The sequence below is a fragment of the Streptomyces sediminimaris genome (assembly GCF_047049295.1).
Classification (GTDB): Bacteria; Actinomycetota; Actinomycetes; order Streptomycetales; family Streptomycetaceae; genus Streptomyces; species Streptomyces sediminimaris.
This window is the reverse complement of the sequence record NZ_JBJWOT010000001.1, coordinates 2,628,658-2,651,186: the sequence shown is the minus strand read 5'-3', so window position 1 is coordinate 2,651,186 and position 22,529 is coordinate 2,628,658. Positions and strand designations below refer to the sequence as shown.

At 73.1% G+C, this 22,529-nt stretch carries 20 protein-coding genes and 1 pseudogene; 8 read left to right on the top strand and 13 right to left on the bottom strand.

The window, feature by feature from the left end:
* Positions 1 to 18 precede the first annotated feature (18 nt).
* The 3 genes and pseudogenes from ACJ9NR_RS12410 to ACJ9NR_RS12400 form a co-directional block, all read right to left on the bottom strand.
* Positions 19 to 354: a RidA family protein gene (locus tag ACJ9NR_RS12410; protein WP_412488815.1), complete on the bottom strand. Its 336-nt coding sequence runs from the start codon at positions 352 to 354 to the stop codon at positions 19 to 21.
* A 72-nt stretch (positions 355 to 426) separates the two neighbouring features.
* A pseudogene (locus ACJ9NR_RS12405) lies at positions 427 to 873 on the bottom strand (nuclear transport factor 2 family protein); the annotation flags it as partial.
* A gap of 41 nt (positions 874 to 914) precedes the next feature.
* Positions 915 to 1,979 (bottom strand): Strvi_7410 family MBL fold metallo-hydrolase, encoded by a 1,065-nt coding sequence (locus ACJ9NR_RS12400; RefSeq protein WP_412487596.1) that lies wholly within the window; start codon positions 1,977 to 1,979, stop codon positions 915 to 917.
* A gap of 159 nt (positions 1,980 to 2,138) precedes the next feature.
* On the opposite strand from ACJ9NR_RS12400, the gene ACJ9NR_RS12395 reads away from it, so the two are divergent.
* Both ACJ9NR_RS12395 and ACJ9NR_RS12390 read left to right on the top strand, forming a co-directional pair.
* The gene (locus ACJ9NR_RS12395; RefSeq protein WP_412487595.1) at positions 2,139 to 3,596 is read left to right on the top strand and encodes an aldehyde dehydrogenase; all 1,458 of its coding nucleotides are present in this window, start codon (positions 2,139 to 2,141) and stop codon (positions 3,594 to 3,596) included.
* Between the two features lie 3 nt (positions 3,597 to 3,599).
* A complete protein-coding gene (locus tag ACJ9NR_RS12390) occupies positions 3,600 to 3,872 on the top strand; it encodes a ferredoxin (RefSeq protein ID WP_412487594.1) in 273 nt (90 codons plus the stop codon).
* Positions 3,873 to 4,528: 656 nt separating this feature from the next.
* On the opposite strand, the gene ACJ9NR_RS12385 is transcribed toward ACJ9NR_RS12390, so the two are convergent.
* Together ACJ9NR_RS12385 and ACJ9NR_RS12380 are read right to left on the bottom strand one after the other, a co-directional pair.
* Positions 4,529 to 5,161 (bottom strand): maltokinase N-terminal cap-like domain-containing protein, encoded by a 633-nt coding sequence (locus ACJ9NR_RS12385; RefSeq protein WP_412487593.1) that lies wholly within the window; start codon positions 5,159 to 5,161, stop codon positions 4,529 to 4,531.
* A gap of 54 nt (positions 5,162 to 5,215) precedes the next feature.
* Positions 5,216 to 5,857 (bottom strand): TetR family transcriptional regulator, encoded by a 642-nt coding sequence (locus ACJ9NR_RS12380; RefSeq protein ID WP_412487592.1) that lies wholly within the window; start codon positions 5,855 to 5,857, stop codon positions 5,216 to 5,218.
* A 210-nt stretch (positions 5,858 to 6,067) separates the two neighbouring features.
* Here ACJ9NR_RS12380 and ACJ9NR_RS12375 point away from each other — a divergent pair, with 210 nt between their 5' ends.
* From ACJ9NR_RS12375 to ACJ9NR_RS12365, 3 genes are read left to right on the top strand one after another with little or no spacing between them, the layout of a single operon-like run.
* Positions 6,068 to 7,486, top strand: coding sequence for a glycosyltransferase family 4 protein (locus tag ACJ9NR_RS12375; RefSeq protein ID WP_412487591.1), 1,419 nt, complete (start codon positions 6,068 to 6,070; stop codon positions 7,484 to 7,486).
* Positions 7,480 to 8,214 carry a class I SAM-dependent methyltransferase gene (locus tag ACJ9NR_RS12370; protein ID WP_412487590.1) on the top strand — a complete coding sequence of 245 codons (735 nt, stop codon included), beginning with the start codon at positions 7,480 to 7,482 and terminating at the stop codon, positions 8,212 to 8,214. Before ACJ9NR_RS12375 ends, ACJ9NR_RS12370 begins: the two co-directional genes overlap by 7 nt.
* Complete coding sequence (locus ACJ9NR_RS12365) at positions 8,211 to 9,278, top strand: prenyltransferase/squalene oxidase repeat-containing protein (RefSeq protein ID WP_412487589.1); 1,068 nt, start codon at positions 8,211 to 8,213, stop codon at positions 9,276 to 9,278. The genes ACJ9NR_RS12370 and ACJ9NR_RS12365 overlap by 4 nt, the downstream gene beginning before the upstream one ends.
* 31 nt (positions 9,279 to 9,309) lie before the next feature.
* On the opposite strand, the gene ACJ9NR_RS12360 is transcribed toward ACJ9NR_RS12365, so the two are convergent.
* The 6 genes from ACJ9NR_RS12360 to ACJ9NR_RS12335 all read right to left on the bottom strand — a co-directional run bounded on the left by ACJ9NR_RS12360 (position 9,310) and on the right by ACJ9NR_RS12335 (position 15,726).
* Positions 9,310 to 9,603, bottom strand: a complete 294-nt coding sequence (locus ACJ9NR_RS12360) for a hypothetical protein (protein WP_384249100.1) — start codon at positions 9,601 to 9,603, stop codon at positions 9,310 to 9,312.
* Positions 9,604 to 9,716: 113 nt separating this feature from the next.
* Positions 9,717 to 10,727 (bottom strand): LLM class F420-dependent oxidoreductase, encoded by a 1,011-nt coding sequence (locus tag ACJ9NR_RS12355; RefSeq protein WP_412487588.1) that lies wholly within the window; start codon positions 10,725 to 10,727, stop codon positions 9,717 to 9,719.
* Positions 10,728 to 10,832: 105 nt separating this feature from the next.
* Positions 10,833 to 11,657, bottom strand: a complete 825-nt coding sequence (locus ACJ9NR_RS12350) for a hypothetical protein (RefSeq protein WP_412487587.1) — start codon at positions 11,655 to 11,657, stop codon at positions 10,833 to 10,835.
* Between the two features lie 83 nt (positions 11,658 to 11,740).
* Positions 11,741 to 12,721 (bottom strand): N-acetylmuramoyl-L-alanine amidase, encoded by a 981-nt coding sequence (locus ACJ9NR_RS12345; protein WP_412487586.1) that lies wholly within the window; start codon positions 12,719 to 12,721, stop codon positions 11,741 to 11,743.
* A 22-nt stretch (positions 12,722 to 12,743) separates the two neighbouring features.
* Positions 12,744 to 13,397 (bottom strand): class I SAM-dependent methyltransferase, encoded by a 654-nt coding sequence (locus ACJ9NR_RS12340; RefSeq protein WP_412487585.1) that lies wholly within the window; start codon positions 13,395 to 13,397, stop codon positions 12,744 to 12,746.
* A gap of 595 nt (positions 13,398 to 13,992) precedes the next feature.
* A complete protein-coding gene (locus ACJ9NR_RS12335) occupies positions 13,993 to 15,726 on the bottom strand; it encodes an MFS transporter (protein ID WP_412487584.1) in 1,734 nt (577 codons plus the stop codon).
* Positions 15,727 to 15,885: 159 nt separating this feature from the next.
* Between ACJ9NR_RS12335 and ACJ9NR_RS12330 the strand changes: the two genes are divergently transcribed.
* Together ACJ9NR_RS12330 and ACJ9NR_RS12325 are read left to right on the top strand one after the other, a co-directional pair.
* Complete coding sequence (locus ACJ9NR_RS12330; RefSeq protein WP_412487583.1) at positions 15,886 to 17,088, top strand: thiolase C-terminal domain-containing protein; 1,203 nt, start codon at positions 15,886 to 15,888, stop codon at positions 17,086 to 17,088.
* 176 nt (positions 17,089 to 17,264) lie between these two features.
* Entirely contained in the window at positions 17,265 to 18,683 is a 1,419-nt protein-coding gene (locus ACJ9NR_RS12325) for an MFS transporter (protein WP_412487582.1), read from the top strand.
* A gap of 134 nt (positions 18,684 to 18,817) precedes the next feature.
* On the opposite strand, the gene ACJ9NR_RS12320 is transcribed toward ACJ9NR_RS12325, so the two are convergent.
* On the bottom strand, positions 18,818 to 19,450 hold the full coding sequence (locus ACJ9NR_RS12320) for a response regulator (RefSeq protein ID WP_412488814.1): 633 nt from the start codon (positions 19,448 to 19,450) through the stop codon (positions 18,818 to 18,820).
* Positions 19,451 to 19,723: 273 nt separating this feature from the next.
* Here ACJ9NR_RS12320 and ACJ9NR_RS12315 point away from each other — a divergent pair, with 273 nt between their 5' ends.
* Positions 19,724 to 21,265 (top strand): alpha-L-arabinofuranosidase B, encoded by a 1,542-nt coding sequence (locus ACJ9NR_RS12315; protein WP_412487581.1) that lies wholly within the window; start codon positions 19,724 to 19,726, stop codon positions 21,263 to 21,265.
* Here the strand turns inward: ACJ9NR_RS12315 and ACJ9NR_RS12310 are convergent.
* The gene (locus ACJ9NR_RS12310) at positions 21,243 to 22,511 is read right to left on the bottom strand and encodes a sensor histidine kinase (protein ID WP_412488813.1); all 1,269 of its coding nucleotides are present in this window, start codon (positions 22,509 to 22,511) and stop codon (positions 21,243 to 21,245) included. The two genes, ACJ9NR_RS12315 and ACJ9NR_RS12310, sit on opposite strands and share 23 nt — an antisense overlap.
* Positions 22,512 to 22,529 lie beyond the last annotated feature (18 nt).

The window sequence follows — 22,529 nt, the reverse complement described above, 5'->3', positions numbered from 1 at the left end:
GGCCGGGGGTGGGCCCCGTCACCCCAGCACGGCCACGGCGTCCACCTCCACCAGCACCCCCTCGCGCACCGGCCGCACCACCACCGTCGTCCGCGCCGGAAGCGGTGTGCAGTCCGCGAAGAAGTCCGCGTAGACGCGGTTGAAGTCACCGAAAGCGGACCGGTCGGCCAGATAGCAGGTGCAGCGGGCGATCGAGCGGCGGTCCCCGCCCGCCGCCGCGACGACGGCCTCGACGTTGGCGAGCACCTGCCGCGCCTGCGCGGTGAAGCCGGCCGGCATGTCGCCGGTCGCCGGGTCCAGCGGGCCCTGTCCGGAGGTGAACAGCAACGGGCCGCTGCGCACGCCCTGGGACAGCGGCGGCAGGGTGCCGTCGGGGAAGGGGATGAAGGGGGCGCGGTCGGTGCGGACGGCGTCGAGGACGCCGCGCCCCTCGCGCGGGGTGGGGCCGCCGAAGGGCAGGCGCAGGGTCCGGGAGGCGAGCAGCCACCGGCCGTCGACGCGGCGCAGGACGTCCTCGTAGTGGCCCACCTGGGTCGGCGGGCCGGCCGGCACCATGCCGCCCGACCAGCCGTCGACGCGGTACGTCGTGAAGCAGGAGGTGGCCTCGGCGGTGTCCTCGGACGTCACCGTGACCCGGATGTTGGACATGATCCGGCGCGAGAGCCGGTCAGCGGGCCGCGCGCCGAAGTACTCCCGCAGCGCCGCCCGTCCCACGGACCGGCGCCCGTCACCCGGCGGCGGCCACTCCCACACCCCGTCCACGGTGAACAGCTCGGCAACCGAGGCGGGTTCGCCCAGGTCGAGGCGGTGGACGAAGTCGAGGATCAGGTGTTCGCAGGCGCGTTCGGCGAGAAGCCGGTGCAAAGGGTCCATGGTCATGGGGTATCAGTGCGCGCTCCCGTGCGGCGAGTGGATCACACCGCCGCGTACGCCACCGGATCGCTCCCCGCCACCGCTTCCGCCCGGCCCAGCTTCACCAGGCGCCGCAGGTGTGCCTCGGCCTCCGAGACCGCGATGTTCCGCGATCCGTACGGGATCTGGCTCCAGGGCCGGTTCCACTCCATGCGCTCGGCCAGCTGCCAGGGGGTGAGCGGTTCGGCCAGCAGGGCGTGCAGGCCGGTGAGCCGGTCCTCGTGGTGTGCGAGCAACTCCCGTACCCGGGCCGCCGCGTCGGAGAAGACGTGCTGGTGGGCGGGGAGCACCTCCGAGGGGGCGAGCCGGCCGACGCGTTCGAGGGAGTCGAGGTAGTCGCCGAGGGGGTCGGTGACGTTACCCACGCTCGGCTTCGCTCGCACGGGGGCGCCCCCGTCGTCGTCGGGGTCCTCGTAGAGGCCGATGTGGGGGGTGATCCCGGGAAGCAGGTGGTCGCCGGAGAACAGCCGTCCGTGGCCGGGCAGTCGAGCCGGATGCTCCTCCTCCAGGTGCAGGCAGACGTGGCCGGGGGTGTGGCCCGGCGTCCAGATCGCGCGCAGGCGCCTGCCCGGGAGGTCGAGGAGTTCGCCGGGGACGATCTCGCGGTCGGGCAGGGCGGGGGAGAAGCCCGGAAGGGTGGTGCGGGGGGCGGCGTCGCGCAGGGGCGCGACGTGCTCCTCGGGGGCGCCGGCGGCGGTGAGCTTTGCGGCCATGTAGGAGAACCAGCGGCCGGGCCGGGTGCCGCGGGTGCGCCGCACGATCGCGGTGTCCGCGGCGTGCATGGCGATCCAGGCGCCGGACGCCTCGCGGACCCTGCCGGACAGGCCGTGGTGGTCGGGGTGGTGGTGGGTGATCACCACGCCGTGGATCTCGCCGACGGACGTGCCGCAGGCGGCCATTCCGTCCGCGAGGGTCTCCCAGGAGGCCGGGTCGTCCCATCCGGTGTCGACCAGGACCGGGCCGCGGTCGGTGTCGACGACGTACACGAGCGTGTGCCCGAGGGGGTTGTCCGGGATGGGTACCCGGACGGACCGTACGCCTCCGCCGTGGTCGGTGACCTGTGCCATGGGTTCCCCTGTCGCCGCGTTCCCGTCACTATAACTAGAACCAGTTCCAATGGGAGCCTGGGTCACCTTTCGCCGCCCTGTGGACTCCTCCGAGGGGAACTGGTATCAGTTCCGGTATCTGATGCACCGTCAGAGTCAGCTCCGGGGAGGCATTCGGCCATGACCGAGCTCGTGGAACACGGACAGCTGTTCATCGGCGGGGAGTTGACCGACCCCCTCGGCGAGGACGTCATCGAGGTGATCTCGCCGCACACCGAGGAGGTCATCGGGCGGGTGCCGCACGCCTCGGCCGCGGACGTGGACCGGGCGGTCCGGGCCGCGCGCCGCGCCTTCGACGAGGGGCCCTGGCCGCGGCTGCCGCTGCGGGAGCGGATCGAGGTCGTCACCCGGATCAAGGACGCGATCGCCGTGCGGCACGAGGAGATCGCCCGCGTGATCTCCTCCGAGAACGGCTCGCCGTACTCCTGGAGCGTCCTCGCGCAGGCGCTCGGCGCGATGATGGTGTGGGACGCCGCGATCACGGTCGCGCGGGACTTCACCTACGAGGAGACCCGCGACGGCGTGCTGGGCAGGATCCTGGTGCGCCGCGAACCGGTCGGGGTGGTCGCGGCCGTGGTGCCGTGGAACGTCCCGCAGTTCGTGGCCGCCGCCAAGCTCGCGCCCGCGCTGCTGGCCGGCTGCGCGGTGATCCTCAAGCCGTCGCCGGAGTCGCCGCTGGACGCGTACATCCTCGCGGAGATCGCCCGGGAGGCCGGGCTGCCGGAGGGCGTGCTGTCCGTCCTGCCCGCCGACCGCGAGGTGAGCGAGTACCTGGTCGGGCACCCGGACGTCGACAAGGTCTCCTTCACCGGTTCGGTGCCGGCGGGCAAGCGCGTGATGGAGGTCGCCTCCCGCCATCTCACGCGCGTGACACTGGAGCTGGGCGGAAAGTCGGCGGCGGTCGTGCTGCCGGACGCGGACGTGGAGACCACCGTCGCGGGGGTCGTCCCGGCCGCCTGGATGAACAACGGGCAGGCGTGCGTGGCCCAGACCCGCATCCTCGTCCCGCGCACCCGCTACGACGAGTTCGCCGACGCCTTCGCCGCCGCCGCGGGCGCGCTCGTGGTCGGGGACCCGCTGGACGCGGCGACCCAGGTCGGCCCGCTCGTCGCCCGGCGGCAGCAGCAGCGCAACCTCGACTACATCCGCATCGGCCAGGAGGAGGGCGCCAAGATCCTCACCGGGGGCGGCCGCCCGCCGGGCCTGGACCGCGGCTGGTACGTCGAGCCGACGCTCTTCGGCGACGTCGACAACTCGATGCGGATCGCCCGGGAGGAGATCTTCGGCCCCGTCATCTGCCTGCTGCCCTATGGCGACGAGTCCGACGCCGTGAAGATCGCGAACGACTCCGACTACGGGCTGAGCGGCAGCGTGTGGACGGCCGACGTCGCCCACGGCATCGACGTGGCGCGGCAGGTCCGTACCGGCACCTACTCGGTGAACACCTTCAGCCTGGACATGCTCGGACCCTTCGGCGGCTACAAGGACTCCGGCCTGGGGCGGGAGTTCGGCCCCGAGGGCTACGGCGAGTACCTCGAACACAAGATGATCCACCTGCCGGCCGGCTGGGAGGGGTGAACGGTGGAGGCACCTTCCGCGCGAGCGTATTCGGGCGTCGGGGCGGGCGACCGCTGGCGCGTCGAGGTCGACCGCTCCCTCTGCATCGGCTCGGCGCAGTGCACCCACCGCGCCGAGGGCGCCTTCCGCCTCGACTCCGCCATGCAGTCCCACCCCGTGGAGGCGGAGACCAACGCCAACGAACGCATCCTGGACGCGGCGGAGAACTGCCCGGTCGAGGCCATCGCGATCACCCTGCTGGGCAGCGGGGAACCGGTGTTCCCACCCGAGGACTGAGCCGAGCCCTCCGGGGGGAGCGCCGCCGCGTGCGACCTGCCGCCCGTCGGCTGCCGCCCGTCGGCTGCCGTCCGCCGCCTGCCGTCCGTCGCCTGCCGGCCGCCGGCTGCTGTCCGCCGCTTACTGCAGCCGTCTGCGGGCCGTCGCCTGCCGTCTGCGGCCTGCTGCTCGCGGCCTGCCTGCCGTCGCCGCCTGCCGCCGTCTGCGGCCTGCCTTGCCGCCGACTGCCTGCCGTCGGCTGCCCGCCGCCCGCCGCCTGTCGTCGCCCGCTGCTCGCGGCCTGCCCGCCGCCTGCCTACCCTCGCCTGCCGCCGCCCGTCGTCACCCGCCGCTCGTGGCCTGCCTGCCGCTGCCCGCCGTGCGCGGCCTGCCCGGCGCCCGTCGGCTGCCGTCTGCGGGCCGTCGTCTGCCGTCTGCCGTCTGCCGTCTGCGGCCTGCTGCTCGTGGCCTGCCTGCCGCTGCCCGCAGCTCGCGGCCTACCTACCCGCTGCCCGCAGCCCGCTGCCGCCGCTGCCCGCCGCAGCCCGCTGCCGCCGCTGCCCGCAGCTCGCGGTGCCCGCCGTCGCCCGTCGCCCCCGCGCCGCCGTGGCCGGTCGTGCCGTTCGCCGTGTCTCTTCAGGGCGCGGTGCCGAACCGCGGGGGACCCGTCCGGTCGCTCAGGCGGCGCGGAGGGTGGCGAACAGGCCCCTGGTGCGGGTGCCGTCCGGCTGTTCCCAGGCGCCGGTGACATGGCCGACGGTGTCCTGAGGGGGTGCGTCGGCCGCGGCCGGCGTCAGCACGCGGTGCACGCGCAGGGCCAGGCCGCCCGCCACGGCGAACCCGGTGCTCTCCGTGGTGTCCTCGGGCGCGCCGAGCGCGCCGATCGGCCCTTCGCCGGTGTAGCAGCGGCCGACCTCCCGGTCGGGGGTGTCGCTGACGCTCTGCGCCTGCGCTTGGACGCGGCCCTCGACGAGGGCCGTCAACTGCGCGGTCAGCACGGGGTCGTGGCAGCCGTCGTAGACCCAGCGCGGACCGAGCACACCGTGCTCCATGGTGCCGACGAGCGCGTGCCCGGCGCCCTCGAGCGGGGCGCCGCGGTACGTCAGCGGCACCAGGTACGCCCCCGAGGCCGCCTCCCCGACGACCATGAACTCGATCCCGACCTCCCCCTCGGGATCGTCCAGCCGGAACCCGCCGGCCTTCGCCAGGTCCGGCTCGGCGGAGCCGTGGTACCAGGGACGGGCCGGCAGCCACGTCCGCAGGAGCTCGAGCTTGGTGGGCCGCACGGTGGTGCGGTGGATGATCGACATGGAGGCATTGTCCGGTCCGGCCGGCGGGCCGCGCCAGGCGGTTTCAGCGGTGCCTCACCCCTGCGCCGCGGGGTCCGTCAGGTCGATCAGGCGGCACACCGTCTCGATGTCGATCTTGACCTGGGCGATGGAGGCGCGCCCCGAGAGCCAGGTGATCAGGGCCGAGTGCCAGGTGTGCTCGATCACGCGGACCGCGGAGAGCTGCTCGGGGCCGGGGTTCTCCAGGCCCATCGCGTCCAGGATGATCACCGTGGTCTGGCGGGAGACCTGGTCCACCTCCGGCGAGACGCTGCGGTCGGCGAAGGTGAGCGCGCGGACCATCGCGTCGGCCAGGTGCGGCTCGCGCTGCAGCGCGCGGAAGGCCCGCATCAGGGTCTCCGCGACGCGCTCGGCCGCGGTGTCACCCGTCGGCGGCTTCTTGCGCAGCGTGCCGTGCATGTGCTCCAGCTGGTCCTGCATCGTGGCGACCAGCAGATGGATCTTGGACGGGAAGTACCGGTACAGCGTGCCCAGGGCGACCTGCGAGGACTCCGCGACCTCGCGCATCTGCACCGCGTCGAAGCCGCCCCGGCTGGCCAGTTGCGCGCTCGCGTGCAGGATGCGCCGGCGACGCGCCTCCTGCCGCTCGGTGAGGGGCGGGGAGGCCTGCCGCGAGGTACTGGCTTCCACCTTGGCCTCCTTGGCTTGCGCAGGCATGGATCCCGTTCCGTGACAGTCGGTGAGGGCTGGTGATCGCACCGAGCATGACAGGGTGTCCGCCGTGGCGCGAATCACCCGACCCACCGCTCACAGCGCCCCTACCTGCCGGTAGATTCAGAGCCTCCTGGACGATCAAGTCTGAAACTTGTTCTAGATTAGCGTCCCGGCGTAACCTCGCGGGACAGTGCATGCAGAAGGGGGCCCAGAGTGACCGCTGAGGCCAGTCTGGCGGGGCCCCGGGAGGACCCCGCCGCCGACGGCGAGCGACCGCTCCACATCGCACTCCTCACCTATAAAGGGAACCCGTTCTGCGGCGGCCAGGGCGTCTACGTCCGCCACCTCTCGCGCGAGCTGGCCCGCCTCGGCCACCGCGTCGAGGTCATCGGCTCGCAGCCCTACCCCGTCCTCGACGAGGCCGGGGACCACGCGGGCGGCCTCACCCTCACCGAGCTGCCCAGTCTCGACCTCTACCGCTCGCCCGACCCCTTCCGCACCCCGAGGCGGGACGAGTACCGCGACTGGATCGACGCCCTCGAAGTCGCCACGATGTGGACCGGTGGCTTCCCCGAACCGCTGACCTTCTCGCTGCGCGCCCGCCGCCATCTGCGCGCCCGGCGCGGCGAGTTCGACGTCGTGCACGACAACCAGACCCTCGGCTACGGCCTGTTGGGCGACGTCGGCGCGCCGCTGGTCACCACCGTCCACCACCCCATCACCGTCGACCGCCGGTTGGAGCTGGACGCGGCCGTCGGCCGGTGGCAGCGGCTGTCCAAGCGGCGCTGGTACGCCTTCACCCGCATGCAGAAGCGCGTCGCGCGCCGCCTGCCCTCCGTCCTCACCGTCTCGGGCACCTCACGCGCCGAGATCGTCGATCACCTGGGCGTCCGCGAGGACCGTATCCACGTGGTGCACATCGGCGCGGACACCGACCTGTTCTCACCCGATCCGTCCGTGCCCGTCGTGCCGGGCCGGATCGTGACGACGTCCAGCGCGGACGTACCGCTGAAGGGGCTGGTGTTCCTCGTCGAGGCGCTGGCGAAGGTCCGCACCGAGCACGCCCGGGCGCACCTCGTCGTCGTCGGCAGGCGTCCCGCCGAGGGCCCGGTCGCGCGGGCGATCGAGCGCTACGGCCTGGAGGGCGCCGTCGAGTTCGTCAAGGGCATCTCGGACGCCGAACTGGTCGACCTGGTTCGCTCCGCCGAGGTGGCGTGCGTCCCGTCCCTGTACGAGGGCTTCTCCCTTCCGGCGGCCGAGGCGATGGCCACCGGGACGCCGCTCCTCGCGACGACCGGCGGCGCGATCCCGGAGGTCGCCGGGCCCGACGGCGAGACGTGCCTCGCGGTGCCGCCCGGGGACGCGGGGGCGCTGGCCTCCGGCCTGAGCAGGCTGCTGGGGAACGCGGAACTGCGGGCGCGGCTCGGCCGGGCGGGACGGGAGCGGGTGCTGGCCCGCTTCACCTGGGCCCGCGCCGCCGAGGGCACGGTGGCCCACTACCGCGAGGCCATGGCCCGCTCCCCGCGCAGGCCCTCCGGCCGCCCCGCGGCCCCGCGGAGCACCGCGGCCGGCGCGGCGGCGCCCGTACCAGAACTAGCCGTATCCAACCCCGAAAGCAGGGCCACGTGCTGACCGTCGACTTCTCCCGGTTCCCGCTCGCCCCGGGCGACCGTGTCCTGGACCTCGGCTGCGGGGCCGGCCGGCACGCGTTCGAGTGCTACCGGCGCGGCGCGCGGGTCGTGGCCCTGGACCGCAGCGCCGAGGAGATCCGCGAGGTCGCCAAGTGGTTCGCGGCGATGAAGGAGGCCGGCGAGGCGCCCGAGGGCGCGAGCGCCACGGCGATGGAGGGCGACGCCCTCGCGCTGCCCTTCCCCGACGAGTCCTTCGACGTCGTCATCATCTCCGAGGTGATGGAGCACATCCCGGACGACAAGGGCGTACTCGCCGAGATGGTACGGGTGTTGAAGCCCGGCGGCCGGATCGCCGTCACCGTCCCGCGCCACGGCCCCGAGAAGGTCTGCTGGGCGCTGTCCGACGCCTACCATGAGGTCGAGGGCGGCCACATCCGCATCTACAAGGCGGACGAACTGCTCGCCAGGATGCGGGAGGCGGGCCTGAAGCCGTACGGCACGCACCACGCGCACGCGCTGCACTCGCCGTACTGGTGGCTGAAGTGCGCGTTCGGCGTCGACAACGACCAGGCGTTGCCGGTGAAGGCGTACCACAAGCTGCTGGTCTGGGACATCATGAAGAAGCCGCTGGCCACCCGGATCGCCGAGCAGGCGCTGAACCCGCTGATCGGCAAGAGCTTCGTGGCCTACGCGACCAAGCCGCACCTGCCGGCGGTGGACGCCCGGTGACCACTCCCCGGACAGAACACCTGGTCCTGCCCGGGGTCCTCACCGCCGGGCAGGCCGCCGCCACCGTGCGGGGCATCCTCGCCGCGCAGCGGGAGGACGGCGCGATCCCCTGGTTCCGGGGACACCACCTGGACCCCTGGGACCACACCGAGGCCGCCATGGCACTCGACGCCGCGGGCGAGCACGACGCCGCCGAGCGGGCCTACGCATGGCTCGCCCGGCACCAGAACGACGACGGCTCCTGGTACGCGGCCTACGCCGACGGGGACTTCGCCGACGTCACCGACCGCGGCCGGGAGACGAACTTCGTCGCCTACATCGCGGTGGGCGTGTGGCACCACTACCTGTCGACCGGCGACGACACCTTCCTCGACCGCATGTGGCCGCCGGTGCACGCGGCGATCGAGTACGTGCTCGGGCTCCAGCAGCCCGGCGGGCAGATCGGCTGGAAGGGCGAGGACGACGGCGGCTTCACGCGTGACGCGCTGCTGACCGGCTCGTCCTCCATCCACCACGCGCTGCGCTGCGCGCTCGCCATCGCCGACCAGCGGGAGGAGCCGCAGCCCGACTGGGAACTGGCCGTCGGCGCCCTGCGGCACGCGATCCGCCGCCACCCCGAGCGGTTCCTGGACAAGGACCGCTACTCGATGGACTGGTACTACCCGGTCCTGGGGGGCGCGCTGACGGACGCGGAGGCCAAGTCCCGTATCGAGGAGGGCTGGGAGCGCTTCGTCGTGCCCGGCCTCGGCGTGCGGTGCGTCGTGCCCAACCCCTGGGTCACCGGCGGGGAGTCGGCCGAACTCGCCCTCACGCTCTGGGCGATGGGCGAGTCCGACCGCGCGCTGGACATCCTGAAGTCCATCCGGCACCTGCGCGATGCCGGCACCGGCCTGTACTGGACGGGCTACGTCTTCGAGGACGAGGCCGTCTGGCCCCGGGAGCTGACCACGTGGACCGCAGGCTCGGTCCTCCTCGCCGTCGCGGCCCTCGGGGGCCACGAGGCGACCTGCGCGGTCTTCGCGGGAGAGGGACTGCCGCGGGGGCTCGACCCGGACTGCTGCTGAGCCCCCGGCGGCGGAGAGGCCTTCCGCGGCCTCAGTGACGGTGGACGCGGTTGGCGATGGCGTGGCCCACGAACAGGTAGACGACCGCTGCGAGACCGTAGCCGGCGACCACCCGGGCCCATGCCGCGTCGAAGGTGAACAGGTCGTGCGACCAGCCCGCCAGCCACAGGGCCGCGTTGTGGATGAACTGCACGAACTCGTTCGCGCGGTTCGCGTCCAGCAGGTACATCAGGATCCACAGACCCAGGATGAGGGCCATGATGTCGGCGACGACAGCGATGACCGTTCCGGCTTGGTTCGCACCGTTGCGATATCGAGGGGACATACCTGACGGGTTGCCGCCGAAACGCGGGCGAAACCCGGGTGGTTGAAACACGCGTACGACCGGACGGTTGAAACACGCGTACGGATCCGCCGGCCGATCGTCCCGGGCCCCGCTCAGGGGACGAGTTCCGCCAGTACCCGCAGCGACTCCCGGTCCGGGGAGAGCGCGAGCAGGTCCGTGACCGGTCCCTTGCGCCACGACTCCAGCCGCTCCGCGATCCGTTCGCGCGGGCCGACCAGGGAGATCTCGTCCGCGAAGGCGTCCGGGACGGCGAGCACGGCCTCCTCGCGCCGCCCCTCCAGGAACAGCCGCTGAATGCGCCGCGCCTGCCCCTCGTACCCCATGCGTGCCATCAGGTCGGCGTGGAAGTTGCGGGAGGTGTGGCCCATGCCGCCGATGTAGAAGCCGAGCATGGTCTTGACCGGCAGCAGGCCCTCGGCGACGTCGTCGCAGACCTGGACGCGGACCAGGGGGGCGACGGTGAAACCGGGGCGCAGCCGCCCGACGGCCGGTCCGTAGACCTCCGGACGCGTCGGCGACCAGTACAGCGGCAGCCAGCCGTCGGCGATACGGGTCGTCTGCTCGACGTTCTTCGGCCCCTCCGCTCCGAGCAGGACGGGAAGGGCGGGACGCAGGGGGTGGGTGATGGACCTGAGCGCTTTCCCCAGCCCCGTGCCGTCCTCGCCCCGGTACGGATGCGAGTGGTACCGCCCGTCCAGCTCGACCGGTGCCTGCCGTCGCAGCACCTGCCGTACGACGTCGACGTACTCACGCGTGGCGGTCAGCGGTGACGAGGGGAACGGCCGCCCGTACCATCCCTCCACCACCTGCGGCCCCGACAGCCCCAGCCCCAGCATCATCCGGCCGCCGGAGAGATGGTCGAGGGTGAGCGCGTGCATCGCGGTGGCCGTCGGCGACCGGGCCGCCATCTGCGCGACCGCCGTACCCAGCCTGATCGTCGACGTCCGTGCCGCGATCCAGGTGAGGGGCGTGAAGGCGTCCGACCCCCACGACTCGGCGGTCCACACCGAGTCGTACCCGAGCCGCTCGGCCTCCTGGGCGAGCGGCACGTGGTCCGCGGAGGGGCCGCGGCCCCAGTAGCCGAGGGCGAGACCGAGTCGCATCGACGCCTCCTGACGAACCGTCAGTTGCCGGGCTGTGGGCTGCGACTGTACGGCAACGGCCCCCCGCCCGGAAGGGCGAGGGGCCGCGCGGGGGCCCGGCGCGGGTCAGCCGCGCTGGATCCCCGACGTGTCCTGCAGCACGCCGCGACGGCCGTCCTGGGTCTGCGCGACCAGGCCCGGACCGCGCTGCTCGACGGCCAGGTACCAGGTGCCGGGCGCCAGTTCGGCGATCGGCGTCGGCGACCCGTCCTCCGCGAACAGCGGCCGCGGCACAGGCACCGCGAACCAGAACGGCGAGAAGTCCCCGGCGGGCGCCTGCGGCTGCCCCGCCTGCGCCGCCCCGGCCTGCGGCTGGGCCCCGTAGGGCTGCCCCGGCTGCGGCTGTCCGCCGTACTGCGGCGGCTGGGCACCCGGGTAGCCGTAACCGCCCTGCGGCTGGGCGCCGTAGGGCTGGGGGGCCTGGGGCTTGGGGGCGGGGACGAGGCCGGCCTTGAGCGCGGGGACGAGCGGAGTGGCGACGGCGGCCGCCGCCATGACCAGGGTCGCGACGAGAGCGAGGATCAGACCGGAACCGGCGCCGACGCTGTCCGTGGCGGCACCGCCGTTGTTCATGCCGCCGAGCGGGTCGAAGATGTTGCCGAGCGCGCACCACGCGGCGAAGACCGTGAACGCCGTCCCGAACTGGCCGAGTTCGAGGCCGGCCACCTTGGGCACCTGCGGCAGGCCGTGGGAGACGACGACGAGTGCGGCGCCGAAGATGCCGGCGAGGACGACTCCCATCAGGACGGGGCCGCTCTCCCACGAGTTGGGGAGGTTGGCACTGTCAGGTGCCCCATCGACCGAGTAGATGTCGAGAAACGACGCGATGAACAGCAACACCGCTGCTCCGATCACCACGCCGTCGCCTCGAGTGAGGGAGCGGATATTCACTTCAGTTCCTTCGTAGGTCGTCTCGTCGTCGGTAGACACTATCGTCCCCCCGGCCAGGGTGTCCGCCGGGATCAGCCCGCCTGTCACGAAGCGCGCAGGAAACTCACGATTCCCTCAGAGATCCCTTGCGCCGCCTTCTGCCGCCAGGCGCCACTGGTGAGCAGCGCCGCGTCCTTGCTATCGCGCATGTTGCCGCACTCGATGAAGACCTTGGGAACTGTTGACAGATTGAGACCGCCAAGGTCCTTACGCGTGACGAGACCGGTGCCGTCGCCGACGTAGTTGGAGGGTGCGCTGCCGGTCGCGTGCACGAAGTCGCCCGCGATGTGCTCGCCCAGGTCGGCGGAGGGGCCGACGATCTTGCGGGTGTCCGCGGCGCCCGCGTGCACGAAGCCGGGGAGGATGACGTGGAAGCCGCGGTTGCCGGGGGCGGAGCCGTCCGCGTGGATGGAGATCGCGGCGTCGGCGCGGGCCCGGTCGCCGATCTCGGCCCGCTCGTTCACACAAGGGCCCCAGGCCGGGGAGCCGTTGTCGTGGGTCAGCCGCACCGTGGCGCCCTGCTTCTCGAGAAGGGCCTTCAGCCGGTGGGAGACGTCCAGCGTGAACTGGGCCTCGGTGTAACCCGCGTTGGTGGACGTGCCCGTGGTGTCGCACTCCTTGCGGTTCGTGCCGATGTCCACCTGGCGGTTGATCTCGGCCGTGTGCCGGAAGTTGCCGGGGTTGTGGCCGGGGTCGATGACGACGACCTTGCCCTTGAGGGCGCCGGAGGCCGCGGGTGCCGAGGGGGCGGGGGAGGCGGGCGTCGCCGGGGAGCCCGGCTGCTTGCCGTCGCCGGTGGCGGAAGCGGGAGCGCTCGGCGCCGCCGGCGCCGGCGCCGACGTGGACGCCGACGTCCGCGCGCCCGCCCGGTCCGCGCCGCCCCCGCCTCCCGTTCCGCCCACCGCCTCGTACACGAGCCAGCCCAGCAGAGCGCCGGGCACGAGCGCGGCGACCGCGACGGTCAGGGGGCCGCGGCGGGGGCGGCGGGGCTGGGGAGGATCGAATTCCGGGCCTACGTACGACACGTCAGCGACTCTAACCGGGCCCTCAGATCCCCGCGCCCGTTCGCCGCAGGACGCGCAGCGAGTCGGTCACCGAGACCTCTGTGAAGGCACCGGACGCAAGGGCCCGGAGGTAGACGCGGTACGGGGCCTGGCCGGTGAACTCGTCCCGGGGGTCGGGGAAGACGTCGTGGACGAGGAGCAGGCCGCCCTCGGCGAGGTGCGGGGCCCAGCCCTCGTAGTCGGCGGTGGCGTGCTCGTCGGTGTGGCCGCCGTCGATGAAGACCAGCCCCAGCGGGGAGCCCCAGACCGACGCCACCCGCGGCGAACGCCCGACGAGCGCGACCACGTGCTCCTCCAGCCCGGCCCGGTGCAGGGTCCGCCGGAAGGTGGGCAGCGTGTCCATCAGACCGATCTCGGGGTCCACCGTCTGCGGGTCGTGGAAGTCCCACCCCGGCTGCTGCTCCTCGCTGCCGCGGTGGTGGTCGACGGTCAGTGCCACGACCCCGGCCTCACGGGCCGCGCCGGCGAGCAGGATCGTGGAGCGGCCGCAGTAGGTGCCGACCTCCAGCAGCGGCAGTCCGAGCCGCCCGGCCTCGACGGCCGCGTCGTACACTGCCAGCCCTTCCGCCAGGGGCATGAAGCCCTTCGCCGCCTCGAACGCGGCGAGGATCTCGGGCTTGGGTGCGGCCGCGGCCATGGGCGTCGGTCCTTCCGGTCGTGGGCAGGTCTGCGGCCCCATGCTGCCGCACCCCTCGCCGGGCCCCGACAGGGGGTGCGCCGACGGGTGGCCGCCGCCCTGACCGGCGCGGGGAACCCGGTGACCGGCCACCGTGGCCCTGCGGGGCCGCAGCCGCGTGGTCCTGCGGTCGTGTGGTCCTGCGGCCGTGTGGTTCTGCGGTCCTGCAGACCTGCGGTCCTGCGGCTGTGCGGTCCTGCGGCCGTGCGATCCTGCCTGCGGTCCTGCGGTCCTGCGGTCCTGCGGTCCTGCGGTCCTGCGGTCCTGCGGTCCTGCGGTCCTGCGGTCCTGCGGCCCTGCAGTCCCCGCGCGCCCCCGGCCCCGCGCGCCCCCGGCCCGCGGGACCGCGCGCCCCCGGCCCGCGGTCCCGCGCGCCCCCGGCCCGCGGTCCCGCGCGCCCCCGGCCCGCGGTCCCGCGCGCCCCCGGCCCGCGGTCCCGCGCGCCCCCGGCCCGCGGTCCCGCCGAACGGCGAGCCGCGGCCCCGCGACCCCCGCGGCCCCGCGCGCGTCGGCCCCCGGCCCCGCCGAACGCCGAGCCGCGGCCCCGCACGGCGTGCTACGCCGTCACCGACTCCCCGGGCAACGAGAGATCCAGGCCCTCCGCCCGCTCCGCCCCGGAGTGCGTCGCGGCGGAAGCCGACGGCCCGTGCCCCGCGGCCCGTGCGGCCAGCACGTACGCCCCCTCGGCCGGTACGGCCAGTGCGTAGCTGCCGTCCTCCGCGGAGACGGTCGCCCCCGCCTGCCGTCCGCGCCGGTCGATCAGCGTGACCTTGGCCCGGGCGACGGGAGCGCCGTCGGCGCCGAGCACCCGCCCCCGGAAGCCCCGCAGCGCCTCCTCGGCGCGGGCGATACCGGCCTCCTCCTCGCTGCTCGCCCGCAACCGCGGCGCACGGTTCGGGCCGGGCAGGAACACGGCCATCAGCAGGCCCACCGCGACCGCGGCGGTCGCGATCAGGAAGGAGACGCGGAAGCCGTGCATGGTCGGGATCGCGACGCCGCCCGCGTCCTGCGCGGTGTTCGCCAGCACCATGCCGATGACGGCGCTGGAGACCGACGTGCCGATCGACCGCATCAGGGTGTTGAGACCGTTCGCCGCGCCCGTCTCCGAGGCCGGCACCGCGCCGACGATCAGCGCGGGCAGCGAGGAGTAGGCGAGGCCGATGCCCGCGCCGAGGATCACCGCGATGAGGGCGCTCTGCCAGGGCGCGCTCATCAGGCCGAGTCCGGCGCCGTAGCCGATGCCGATGATCAGCATGCCGAGGATGAGGGTGGCCTTCGGGCCGTACTTCGCGGACAGCCGGGCGTAGACCGGCGCCGTGAACATCATCGTCAGCCCGAGCGGGGCGACCAGCAGGCCGGCGGCGACCATCGACTGGCCGAGGCCGTAGCCGGTGGCCTTCGGCAGCTGGAGCAGCTGGGGAAGGACGAGCGAGACGACGTAGAAGGAGACACCGACCATGATCGAGGCCAGATTGGTGAAGAGGACCGCCGGGCGGGCCGTGGTGCGCAGGTCGACCAGCGGCGCCGCCTTGCGCAGTTCCATCACGCCCCACAGGAGCAGCACCACGGCCGAGGCGCCGAACAGGCCGAGGGTGGTGCCCGAGGTCCAGCCCCAGTCGCTGCCCTTGGTGATGGGCAGCAGGAACAGGACGAGGCCGGCGGAGAGGCCGAGCGCGCCCAGGAGGTCGAAGGTGCCCTCGGCGCGCATCGGGGACTCCGGTACGACGGTGAGGGTGAGCAGGATGGAGAGGACGCCGAGGCCCGCGGCGCCGTAGAAGAGGGCGTGCCAGTCGGCGTGCTGGGCGACCAGGGCCGCGAGCGGCAGGGCGAGTCCGCCGCCGACGCCGATGGAGGAGCTCATCAGGGCCATGGCCGAGCCGAGCTTCTCGCGGGGCAGCATGTCGCGGATCAGGCCGATGCCGAGCGGTATCGCGCCCATCGCGAAGCCCTGCAGGGTGCGGCCGGCGATCATCGTGAGCAGGTCGCTGGTGAGCGCGCTGATCAGGGCGCCGACCACCATCACGGCGAGGCTGAGGACCAGCATGCGCCGCTTGCCGTACAGGTCGCCGAGCCGTCCCATGATCGGGGTGGCCACGGCGCCCGACAGCAGGGTCGAGGTCAGGACCCAGGTGGCGTTGCTGGGCGCGGTGTCCAGCAGCTGCGGCAGGTCCTTGATGACCGGGACGAGCAGGGTCTGCATCACCGCGACAACGATGCCCGCGAAGGCGAGCACGGGGACGACGCTCCCGCTCGCTCTCCGGGTGGGCTCTTCGGTCGTCGTGTGTGTCATTGCGTGAGGCCTCCCGTTGGATAAGTGCTGGGTAAACCTCGTATGCACAGGCAACTATTCCGTTGCTTCGGGTCTCTAATCAATTCTTGACCTCGTGTTGGGTAACTGACATGCCGTCAGGTCTGGTCGGTAAATGAAACGTGTTCTAGTCTGCGCGCCATGAAGGCCTACGTCGCCGGTGTCGGCATGACCCGGTTCGAGAAGCCCGAGACGCGTGCGTGGCAGTACTGGGACATGGTCCGGGAGGCCGGCGGCGCCGCCCTGGCCGACGCGGGGATCTCCTACGAGGACGTGGAACAGGTTGCAGCCGGCTACTGCTTCCAGCCCTCGACCGCCGGACAGCGCGCCGCCTACGAACTCGGTCTGACCGGCGTCCCCGTCTACAACGTCAACAACAACTGCGCGACCGGTGCGACCGCCCTGATGCTGGCGCGGCAGCTCGTCGAGGGCGGGGCGGCCGACTGCGTGCTGGCGCTGGGCTTCGAGAAGATGCGGAAGGGCGCGCTGGGCGGCGGGGCCGACGGGGGCGACTTCTCGGCCTCGCCGGTAGCCCGGCACTACGGGATCATGGCCGCCCGGCACGGCTTCGAGATGACCCCGCCCACCGCGCAGATCTTCGGCGCCGCGGCCCGCGAGCACATGGAGAAGCACGGCACGACCGAGGCGCAGCTCGCCGCCGTCGCCGCGAAGAACCACCGGCACTCCGCGCACAACCCGTACGCGCAGTTCCGGGACGTGTACGAGGTGGACGAGGTCCTCGCGGCCCCCGCCGTCCACCGGCCGCTGACCAGGCTGCAGTGCTCGCCGACCTCGGACGGGGCGGCGGCCGCGGTGGTGGTCTCGGAGCGGTTCGCCGAGCGGCGGGGGCCGGCCGGCGCGGTGGAGATCGTCGCGCAGGCGATGACCACGGACACCGAGGAGTCCTTCGCCTCCGGCTCCTGTGTCGACGTCGTGGGACAGCCGATGTCGCGGGAGGCGGCCCGGCGGGTCTACGAGCGCGCCGGGCTCGGGATCGAGGACGTGGACGTCGTGGAGCTGCACGACTGCTTCTCGGTCAACGAACTGCTGACCTACGAGGCGCTGGGGATGTGCGCGGCGGGGGAGTCCGGGGAGCTCGTGGAGTCGGGGGCGACGACGTACGGGGGGCGGTGGGTGGTCAACCCCTCCGGCGGCCTGATCTCCAAGGGGCACCCGCTGGGGGCGACCGGGATCGCCCAGGTCGCCGAGCTGGTGTGGCAGCTGCGGGGCGAGGCGGGGGAGCGGCAGGTGCCGGACGCCCGGGTCGGGCTGGCGCACAACATCGGGCTGGGCGGGGCGGCGGTGGTGACGCTGCTGCGGGCGTCCCGCGCCGGGCTCGGCTGAGCCCGCCCGGCCGTCGCGGCGGGTCTTCGCGCGTGCCCGTGTGCCGGTGCGCCGTGGCCGGTCGCGCGGTTCCCCGGGCCCCCTCGGGGCGCCGCCGGCCTAGGTCTCGCGGCCCACGGCGCTGTCGGGCGAAATCCCGATGCAAGGACCGTAACCGGGCTGAGAGCATGACAGGCATGCTCGAAGCCACCGATGTCGTCCCGGTCACCCGCCGCCCCACGCCGCCCATGTGGCTGGTCGTGGCGCTGGCCTGTGCCGGGCAGTTCCTGGTCGTGCTCGACGTCTCGGTCGTCAATGTGGCGCTGCCGTCGATGCGGACGGACCTGGGACTGAGCGCGCAGGGGCTGCAGTGGGTGGTGAACGCCTACGCGATCGCCTTCGCCGGGTTCATGCTGCTCGGCGGGCGGGCCGGCGACCTGTACGGGCGCAAGCGGATGTTCCTGGTGGGGCTCGCCCTGTTCACGCTGGCCTCGCTGGGCGGCGGGCTGGCCCAGGAGGGCGGCCAGCTGCTGGTGGCGCGGGCCGTGCAGGGGCTCGGCGCCGCGGTGCTCGCGCCGTCGACGCTCACCATCCTCACCTCCGCCGTGCCCGAGGGCGCGGCGCGGGCACGGGCGATAGCGACGTGGACGGCGGTCGGCGCGGGCGGCGGGGCGGCGGGCGGTCTGGTCGGCGGGGCGCTGGTGGACGGGCTGTCGTGGCGCTGGGTGCTGCTGATCAACGTGCCCATCGGGGCGGTGGTGCTGGCCGGCTCGACGCGCTGGCTGGCGGAGAGCCGCAACCGCGGCGGGCGGCGGCTGGACCTGCCGGGCGCGGTGCTGGTGACGGCGGGGCTCGCGACACTCGCGTACGGGATCTCCCAGACCGGGGCGGAAGGCTGGACCGCGGCGGCGACGCTGCTTCCGCTGGCCGCCGGAGTGGCGCTGACCGCGCTGTTCCTGCTCGTCGAAGCGCGTACGGCGGCGCCGCTGATGCCGCTCGGGCTGCTGCGCGTGCGGTCGGTGTCGTCGGCGAACGCGGCGATGTTCCTCAGCGGGTCGGCGATGTTCTGCATGTGGTACTTCATGACGCTGTACGCGCAGAACGTGCTCGGCTACTCCCCGCTCCAGGCCGGCCTCGCGCTGGTGCCGAGCTCCCTGGCGGTCCTCCTCGGCTCCAAGTCGGCGCCCCGCTTCATGCCGCTGCTCGGCGCCCGCAACGTGGCCGTGCTCGGCGCCGTCGTGGCGGCCGCGGGCTTCGGCTGGCAGTCGGCGATGACGCCGCGGGGCGCGTACCTCACGGAGATCATGTTCCCCGGCATCCTGATGATGCTCGGCGCCGGCCTGATGGCGACCCCGCTCGCCGCCCTGGCCACGTCGGGGGCCGCGCCCGGGGAGGCCGGACTGGTCTCCGGCCTGATCAACACCTCCCGCACCATGGGCGGTTCACTCGGCCTCGCGGTCCTGTCGACGATCGCCGCGGCACGCACGGGCGGCAGCGGCGCGCCGGCGGCACTGACCGCGGGGTACGCGCTGGCGTTCCGGGTCGGCGCGGTGGTGCTGCTGGCGGGCGTCGTGCTGATGCTGGCCTGGCTGCCGCGCAGGCCGTCCGGGCGGTGACGGAGGCCGGCCTCTCCTCGCTCCGGCGGGACGGGGAAGCCGCGCGCCGATGTGCGGAGCCGGGCTCCGGCAGCCAAGGAGCGCCTCCTCGGCGGTCCGCCGGGGCCGGTCCGCCGCCGGGGCCGGCGGAGGGATCAGAGCCAGCCCTGCTGCCGGGCCTCCCGCATCGCCTCCATCCGGTTCCGCGTCCCCGTCTTGCCGATGGCCGATGACAGGTAGTTGCGCACCGTCGACTCCGACAGGTGCAGCTTCGTGGCGATGTCGGAGACCGTCGCTCCGTCCACCGACGCCTTGAGCACCTCGCACTCGCGGGCCGTCAGCGGGTTCGGGCCGGCGCTGAGCGCGGCGGCGGCGAGGGCGGGGTCGATGACGGTCTCGCCGCTCAGGACGCGGCGGATCGCGGCGGCCAGGTCCTCCACGGGACCGTCCTTGACGAGGAAGCCGGCGGCCCCGGCCTCCATGGCGCGGCGCAGGTAGCCGGGCCGGCCGAAGGTGGTCAGGATCAGCACCCGGCAGTCCGGGACCTGCCGGCGCAGTGCGGCCGCCGCGTCCAGGCCGCTCATGCCGGGCAGTTCGATGTCGAGCAGGGCCACGTCCGGCCGGTGCGCCAGCGCGGCGTCCACGATCGCGTCGCCCGTCGCGACCTGGGCGACGACCTCCAGGTCGTCCTCCATGCCGAGCAGGAGGGCGAGTGCGCCCCGCATCATTCCCTGGTCCTCGGCGAGCAGGACCCGCACGGACGTCGACGGCCGGTGATCCCGGGGCATCTCGTTCACGGCACCAGAGTAGGGCCGGCTCCGGGCCGGGACGTGGGCAGTGCCCCGGCCCGCCGCTCGCCCAAAGAATTGTCACCGTTCCGTTCCGTACGTCTTGACGGCCCCCCGGAATCACCCCAACAATCGCCTCTGCATTGGGAGTTCACCTCTGCAATTTCTGTGCCTCTGCCCCCACCCGCAATTGTTCGGCATTTCGATCGAGAGAATTGGTTCGGCATTTCGGCCGAACAATGTTCGGCATGTCGGACGTGAAGGAGGTCCACCGTGTCCACCAGGCTCAGAACCACGGCCCTGGCCGTGTTCTCGGCACTCGTCACCGTGCTCGCGCTCGCCGTCGGCGTCCCGCAGCCCGCCCAGGCCGCGGGCTCCCTGCCCTGCGACGTCTACGCCGCCGCGGGCACCCCCTGCGTCGCCGCGCACAGCCTCGTCAGGGCGCTCTACTCCTCCTACGGCGGCTCCCTCTACCAGGTGCGGCGGGCCTCCGACGGCGCCACCAGGAACATCGGTCTCTCGGTCGTCGGCGGATACGCCGACGCGGCCGCCCAGGACTCCTTCTGCGCCGGCACGACCTGCATCATCACCGAGATCTACGACCAGTCCCCGCGCCACAACGACCTGACGGTCGAGGGCGCGGGCGGCGCCGGCGCGGCCGACGTCGGCGCGCCCGCCGACGCCCTGCCGGTGACGGTCGGCGGACACCAGGTCTACGGCCTGGAGATCTCGGCCGGCATGGGCTACCGGGACAACTCCACCTCCGGCGTCGCCGTGAACGGCCAGGCCGAGGGGATGTACATGGTCACCTCCGGCACCCACGTCAACGGCCGCTGCTGCTTCGACTACGGCAACGCCGAGACGAACAACATGGACACCGGCAACGGCCACATGGACGCGATCAACTTCGGTACGGAGTGCTGGTTCTCCCCGTGCTACGGCGGCGGCCCCTGGGTGCAGGCCGATCTGGAGAACGGTCTGTTCCAGTCGGACGCCGGCTACAGCAAGAACTCCTCGAACACCGGCACCGGCGCCATGCCGTTCGTCACCGCTTTGCTGAAGAACAACGGTCAGAACCATTTCGCGCTGAAATACGGCAATGCGCAATCGGGCGGACTCACCACGACCTATTCCGGCGGTGAACCCACCACCAGTGGCTACTCGCCCATGCACCAGGAGGGCGCGATCGTCCTCGGCACCGGCGGCGACAACAGCAACGGCTCCATCGGGTCCTTCTTCGAGGGCGTCATGACCTCGGGCATCCCGACCGACGCCGCCGACGACCTCGTGCAGTCCAACATCGTCTCCGTCGGCTACGGCGGCTCCACCGGTTCCACCGGTTCCCTCACCCCGGGCTCGGAGATCTCGCTGCGTGCCACCACCGCCTGCTGCACCGGCGACTACCTCCGCCACCAGAACGACGACGCGGTCCTGTCGACGATCACGTCGAGCAGTCCGGCGCTGGACAAGGGCGACGCCACCTGGATCGTGCGCCGGGGCCTGGCGGACAGCTCCTGCGTCTCCTTCGAGTCGCGCAACTACCCCGGTGACTTCCTGCGGCACTCGAACTACCAGCTGTACCGGCGGCCGATGGACGGCACCGCGCTGTTCAGATCCGACGCGACGTTCTGCCCGACCGCCGGCAAGAGCGGCACGGGGACCTCGTTCGCGTCGTACAACTACCCGACGAGGTTCCTGCGGCACTACGACTACACCGCCTACATCGCCAGCGACGGCGGCTCCCACGCCTTCGACAGCGCTACCTCCTGGGCGGACGACGTGAGCTGGGTGGTCAGCGGGCCCTGGGCGCCGTAGCCAGCGCCACGTCCGCCAGGTCGCCGGCGTCCCCGGGGAGTTCGGCGGCGACGGTGAAACCGCCGTGTGGCGACGGGCCGGCCCGCAGGGAGCCGCCCGCCGCCGCGAGGCGCTCGGTCAGGCCCTTCAGGCCGGTGCCGCCGCTGCCCTGCACCGGCGGCACCGACGGCCCTTCGCCCCCGGTGCCGTCGTCGGTGACCGTGAGGCGGACCTGCTCGGACGTGCTGCGCACGGTGATCTCGCAGCGCGTCGCGCCGGAGTGCCGTACGACGTTGGTGACCGCCTCGCGCACCACCCAGCCCAGCAGCACCTCGGTCTGCGGGGCCAGGGGCGTGCCCGAGCGGACCACCACCGGCTCGACCGACGCCGCGGACAACGCCGAGCGCGCCCGGTCCAGTTCGGTGGCGAGACTGCCCTCGCGGTAGCCGGTGACCGCCTCGCGGATCTCGGTGAGCGCCTGCCGGCCGACGGACTCGATGTCGGTGATCTGGGCGATCGCGGCGTCCACGTTCCGCGGCGCGAGCCGCCGGGCCGCCTCGGACTTCACCACGATGACCGACATGGTGTGCCCGAGCAGGTCGTGCAGATCGCGGGAGAAGCGCAGGCGCTCCTTCTCGACCGCCTGCCGGGCCAGTTCCTCGCGGGCCTCGCGCAGTTCCCGCACGGCCTCGGACAGCGACAGGATCGCGGCGGTCACCATCGTCGACAGGAAGGTGCCGTAGGCGACGTTCACCGCGTCCCAGCCCGCCCGGAAGACGGAGACCGCCGCCGCGAGCGCGGTCAGTCCCAGACCGATCTGGCCGAGCCACGGGCCGCGCAGGACCGCGCCGGTGGCCAGGCCCAGCAGCGGGAAGAAGTACAGCCAGCTGCCGCCGTAACCCAGGGCGAGACCGACGGTGACCAGCGCCATCAGGACCAGCGCCACCTTGGTGGCGGTCGCCTCCCGCGTCTCCTTCACGAAGGCGCGGAAGGTCACGTAGATGTAGAGGGAGTTGAAGGCGAACAGTCCTGCGGCGCCGATCCAGGGGTTCGCCGTCTTGCCCTGGAAGAGGTTGGAGAAGGCGCCCATCCCCATCAGCAGCCAGGGCAGCAGCGCGAAGCCGCTGGGCGGGGGGCCGGGGTTCTCGGGCATCTTCCCGCCGGTCCTGCGGGCCTCCTTCTGCGCGGCCCGGAAGCGCTCCATCTCCGCGCGCCACTGCGCCCGCGCCCTGCGCCACTGGCGCACCTGGCAGGTGACCCCTCGCATCAAGGACACGTCCTCACT

Coding starts and splice junctions, on each gene's coding strand:
- ACJ9NR_RS12400 (WP_412487596.1), bottom strand. CDS start 1,979: ATGGCACAGGTCACCGACCACGGCGGAGGCGTACGGTCCGTCCGGGTA.
- ACJ9NR_RS12395 (WP_412487595.1), top strand. CDS start 2,139: ATGACCGAGCTCGTGGAACACGGACAGCTGTTCATCGGCGGGGAGTTG.
- ACJ9NR_RS12385 (WP_412487593.1), bottom strand. CDS start 5,161: ATGTCGATCATCCACCGCACCACCGTGCGGCCCACCAAGCTCGAGCTC.
- ACJ9NR_RS12380 (WP_412487592.1), bottom strand. CDS start 5,857: ATGCCTGCGCAAGCCAAGGAGGCCAAGGTGGAAGCCAGTACCTCGCGG.
- ACJ9NR_RS12360 (WP_384249100.1), bottom strand. CDS start 9,603: ATGTCCCCTCGATATCGCAACGGTGCGAACCAAGCCGGAACGGTCATC.
- ACJ9NR_RS12355 (WP_412487588.1), bottom strand. CDS start 10,727: ATGCGACTCGGTCTCGCCCTCGGCTACTGGGGCCGCGGCCCCTCCGCG.
- ACJ9NR_RS12340 (WP_412487585.1), bottom strand. CDS start 13,397: ATGGCCGCGGCCGCACCCAAGCCCGAGATCCTCGCCGCGTTCGAGGCG.
- ACJ9NR_RS12335 (WP_412487584.1), bottom strand. CDS start 15,726: ATGACACACACGACGACCGAAGAGCCCACCCGGAGAGCGAGCGGGAGC.
- ACJ9NR_RS12330 (WP_412487583.1), top strand. CDS start 15,886: ATGAAGGCCTACGTCGCCGGTGTCGGCATGACCCGGTTCGAGAAGCCC.
- ACJ9NR_RS12325 (WP_412487582.1), top strand. CDS start 17,265: ATGCTCGAAGCCACCGATGTCGTCCCGGTCACCCGCCGCCCCACGCCG.
- ACJ9NR_RS12320 (WP_412488814.1), bottom strand. CDS start 19,450: ATGCCCCGGGATCACCGGCCGTCGACGTCCGTGCGGGTCCTGCTCGCC.
- ACJ9NR_RS12310 (WP_412488813.1), bottom strand. CDS start 22,511: ATGCGAGGGGTCACCTGCCAGGTGCGCCAGTGGCGCAGGGCGCGGGCG.